1 protein-coding gene and 2 pseudogenes are annotated in these 4,698 nt (G+C 45.8%); 2 read left to right on the top strand and 1 reads right to left on the bottom strand.

Annotation, left to right across the window (positions count from 1 at the left end; translation table 11 throughout):
• A pseudogene (locus ACP99_RS20700) lies at window positions 1-1,284 on the top strand (hypothetical protein); the annotation flags it as partial.
• 199 nt (window positions 1,285-1,483) lie between these two features.
• Window positions 1,484-4,489 carry an ATP-dependent nuclease gene (locus tag ACP99_RS19655; protein WP_081927569.1) on the top strand — a complete coding sequence of 1,002 codons (3,006 nt, stop codon included), beginning with the start codon at window positions 1,484-1,486 and terminating at the stop codon, window positions 4,487-4,489.
• Between the two features lies 1 nt (window position 4,490).
• On the opposite strand, the pseudogene ACP99_RS17550 reads toward ACP99_RS19655, so the two are convergent.
• Window positions 4,491-4,698 (bottom strand): annotated as a pseudogene (locus ACP99_RS17550) (acetaldehyde dehydrogenase family protein); the annotation flags it as partial.

Raw genomic sequence — 4,698 nt, 5'->3', positions numbered from 1 at the left:
ATGCGCTCGACGCGCGCGCCGAGCCGGGCCGCGACCGCGGCGTTCGCGACGCTTACCACAGATCCGAAGCTAAACGATTCCCTGCTTGATTCGACGCAGAACATCAATCCGAACTTTCACCGGCTCCAGCAGTACCTTTCCTCGGATCCGTCGACGAAGGTCGACACGCGAGAAGCCGGTGTATCTGGCTGGCGTCCCGATCTCGATGGGAAGGTGACCGGCCGCCCTCGTCGGACACTAGACTATGTGAAGGTCCTCGAATTCGCATCTGGTGGTCTTCCTCACCTCCATACCCTCTATTTCAACCCACCACGTCGCGAGAGCGACGGAATGCCGTGGCTGATCGACAAAGGAGAGCTGTCTCAAAAGTGGTCCGACTACGGGCAGGGTTCGATCGTCGACGTTCGCCCGCTGGTCTACCGCGACGATCTCCGCCCAGCTGGTGATCCTGATGATCCAGATGATAACGGCCTCCTCGATCTCGTCCCGTTCACTGGTTCATCGCTAGAGGCAGAAGGAGCGTGGCAGGTTATTCACGAGTTCACAGAGGACACGATACTAAACTGGTACCGACGAGAACACGATCTCGACGGCGTGCGATTCAATTCCTCTGATGGTTGGGTCGACTGGTACCGCTACGGGGATAATGACCTCTCTCGCGAAGAGGCTGCCGAACGAGCTGGTCGACACGATCTCGTGGATATGGAAGGCGACGATGAGATCATCTTTCAGAAAACAGCCGGTTCCTATCTCGGCAAATATCTGAGTGCAACCTATGGGGCGCTCTCTGACGTCGCTGAATCCTTTGATGATCGCGAGACTCTCACCTCGGATGAAGATGATTCGAAGGAAGCCGTCTGGAAACTCGCGCTCTACTGGGCCACAGATAAACAATTCTGGTCTACGTCCCGCGGCATCGAGAAATCAATCGATCCGGAAGCACCGGAACTCGAAGGCGAGGCTCGCGAAGCTGCTGAATGGGCCTCTCAGGATACAGTAATCGAGCTATCGCGAGAGTATGCTGAAACGTGGGTTCACGAGCCAGATCTGGACGATCTCCTCGAATCCGGACGTGCTCAAGCGACCCTTCGAGAACTTTCTACGGATTACTGGGTGTTGATCGACTACCTCGGCGCGTATGCGTTCTGGGATATGCCAGTTACGACGTCACAGGCTGCTTCTCTCGAAGTCTTAGAAGAGAATATGTACGATCCCGATGAGCCGACGGTTTCGACGGAAACTGATCGACCGCCACCACTTGCGGAGGTATGGGGAGAGTCTTAGGCTGCGTTCGATACTCTGGTTAGGCTGGTCACTGGTTAGACTCTCTTCTTGTGGTATATTCACTGTAATTTTCATCTCAGTCTCAAAAAGTAACATATGCTACGGGTAGGTGAATAGAAATTAACTAGATAATTATGATAATCAATTTGATAATTCATTACCTTGAAGCTATTACAATATAGCTTATTGAGCATAGCTAATGACAGATATTTCTCTTCCACTGACTCGGTACACCGCTCAAACTCATATGCAATGCTTAGAGGGATTGGTGAGCCGGTATGAACATGAAGAAGAACCAGTCCACTACAAAAAGGCGTCTACTGAAAAATCAGAATCTACCTGTTCTAGTTGCCTCAGCTATTTCAATAATATTGGGCTTCTCGAAGCTGAAAAACAAGGAGTATATACACCACCACAAGCCACTATTGACTATTATACGAAGATTGGAAAATCACGAAGCGAAGCGGTTCAACAAATATCTTCAATTCTCTCTGAGGATCCTGTTTTTCAGGAGGTTAAATTCCATCTCGATAATGATGAACTAGATTTGGCGAAGTTAGCGAAAAAAACGGCCGGAGGATTAGATATTAACAAGAGTGAGATATCGAAAATTGAACGAGCAATCGAGATCTTTTCTGAGCTAGAAGCGGTTACCATTGATGAGGATAACTTTGTATCGTTGAATTCGGGTAAAGAAGGCAAAGAACAGTCTTCTCAAGCCGGTCTAGATCAAAGTAAAAAGGATACTCAAGAAGAACTTCCTATCGGAAATCCTCGTGATCCTTCTGACATTAACCCTGAAGATCTGGAATTACCGCCTACAAAAGGTGACCCCGAAAGTCTCCACCAACTATGTAATCAATTGAAAGCTGGTGGAAAATGGTCAGCAAGCGAACTCTCTGATGTTACCGAATTTTCAAAACGAACAGTACAAGGAAATAGTAGATACGGAATTGAACTTGGATTTATTGAGCGCTCAGATGACGGCTATGCCCCGACTCAACGTGGCTACGACCTTGGTTTTGAGACTGGGTTAAATGAGACCACTGAAGAGTACTTTTTCGAAGGCATAACTGAATCTGACATTTATTTCTCTCTTTTATCTCAGTGCCTTGACCGAGCTGAAAGAGAAAAAGAATCTCGTGCAATAAAATCAAGCTACTGTGAACGGGAATTACGCACTACTTTTAAATTCACTGAAGAATCTGAAGATACTCTCAAAGCGGCAATAACCACATTTCTGCAGACTATTCAAGCGGCAGGGTACGGAAATTACCTCGTTGGACGAAGAGGTTCGGAAACCCGTATTGAGTTGTCTCAAGAGGAGCTAGAGGATCTAAAACAAATTCGAAACACAGTCGAACGACCTACAGGTGAAACTACAATAGAGAAAGACGTTGAACCAGAGGGTGATGAGAAATCGGAAACAGTTGAGAAACAGGACGACAAGAAGCGGTCATTAAATCAAATCAATAAAGAGGAGTCGAGAGACGGCCCGCCACTTCGGATTTCTTCATTCAGAATTCAAAACTTTAGAAATATACAGGATTCTGGGGAGGTAAGACTTGAACCTATTACCACCTTCATCGGTAAGAACGAATCTGGAAAGACATCCACTCTTGAAGCGATTAATTCTTTTCTAGAAGACTCCGAATATCAAGACCGCGATATTTGTAATGATATTGAATATGAATCAAAAGAAAATATTCCGATTATTTCTATCACTTTTGAAATCACAGAAGATATTGCCGAGGAACATTACTCCGAAGATAATTTGATTGAGGATTTCCCGGTAGAGTACCGTATCACAAAATATGCCGATGGTCGAATTGAGGATGAAACAGAACTGAGTATTACTCCTCCATCTCCTGAGATAATATATTACGATGACTATGATTTGATCTCAGACGAATTGTACTTCGATGAATCCGAAGATCAAGAGAACAGTACATTCTGGAATTTACTCCAAATCGGTGGCTTGACAGAAAAAGAGATTACCAAAACTACCGGTCGAACTCATGACCAAGCTATCGAGAGTGCAGAGAATGAGATCGAGAACCAACTAAATGAAGGGTGGTCACAGAAAGATCTTCAGATCAAACTCAGCTATAGTGACCGAGACAACTGCCTGCGACTTTATATTCAGGATGAAATTCATAATGAGGAACGTGGATTAACTCATCCTTCGCAGCGCAGTGAAGGGTTTCAGTGGTTCTTTTCATTCTATGTAAATATACTCGCAGAAACTGGTGGAGACAGCAATGGTTATAAAATTCTTCTTCTGGATGATCCAGCTGTTCATCTTCATCCATCTGGGAAACAGGACTGGTTAGAATCGCTGGAAGAAATTGCTCAGGAGGAACAAGTAATATACACTTCACACTCTCCGTATTTAATTGAGAAACAATACCCTTCACGTATCAGGACAGTTGAAGACTCTCCGGATGGGACAACGATCAACGCCGATATCTTTGATGCTGACACCGGCACGCTTGAACCCTTGCGGAACACCCTTGGAATCGATTTGAGCGCCTCCCCCTTCGTTTCGGAAGGGCAGCTATTGGTAGAAGGACCATCGGAATACTACATCCTCTCCGCTGTCGGAACATATATGGATAAAGTGCTGGATCGTAGTTTCATTGATTGGCGTAAGATTTCGCTTATGCCCGTTCGTGGTGCGGATGACGTCATCGGTAAAGCAAGCTGGTTGGAGTCTGAAAATCTCGAATACGTAATTTTACTCGATAGCGATGAAGAGGGACAGGATGTAGAGCGGCGCATCAATAACCATCATAGGCATATTGATGATGACCAAGTCCAATTACTATCGCGAAGACCCCACGATGAAGAAATTGTTATTGAGGATATTTTCGATCCTGAATTCTACGTAGCAGCAACCAATGAGTTCTACACGGAGATAAACGAGAATTTCGAGCCGATTTCAATAAACAAAGAGGACCCAAACAAGTGGAAGATAGGAAGAGAAGAATACGAGGGGCAGCGAATTGATGAAATCTTGGTGAGAGAACTCGAAAGGCAGGATATTGCTGAGGAGCTTGAAAATGAAGATGGTGAAATTGAACTAGCTAAACGTCCAATAGCTGAAATTATTTCTGAGAGAATCAACAATAACGAAATTGAACCAGATGATTTAGACTTTTTCAATGAGGTTCTTGGGAATGTGACTTCTAAATTGGATTTGTAACTTAGGGTTGATCGGATTCCGGATATATTTTTGAATATTCGAGGGTGACGTCGTAGCCGGGGACGTACTCCTGGACCGACGCTTCGATCCGCGAGACGGAGTCGCGGATCTCGTCGACGTCGGAGTCCTCGTGGATCATCGTGTAGACCGTGTTCCGCATCATGATCGGCGGTTCCGCGGGGTTGAGCGTGATGATCGCCTTCCCCTCG

This window comes from Halobellus rufus (genome assembly GCF_000739575.1).
Classification (GTDB): domain Archaea; phylum Halobacteriota; class Halobacteria; order Halobacteriales; family Haloferacaceae; genus Haloquadratum; species Haloquadratum rufum.
The sequence above is the reverse complement of the archived record's forward strand: the minus strand, read 5'-3'. Positions and strand labels throughout refer to the sequence as shown.

Bases quoted from the DNA above. Each gene is read 5' to 3' on its own strand.
- ACP99_RS19655 (WP_081927569.1), top strand. From the start codon at position 1,484: ATGACAGATATTTCTCTTCCACTGACTCGGTACACCGCTCAAACTCAT.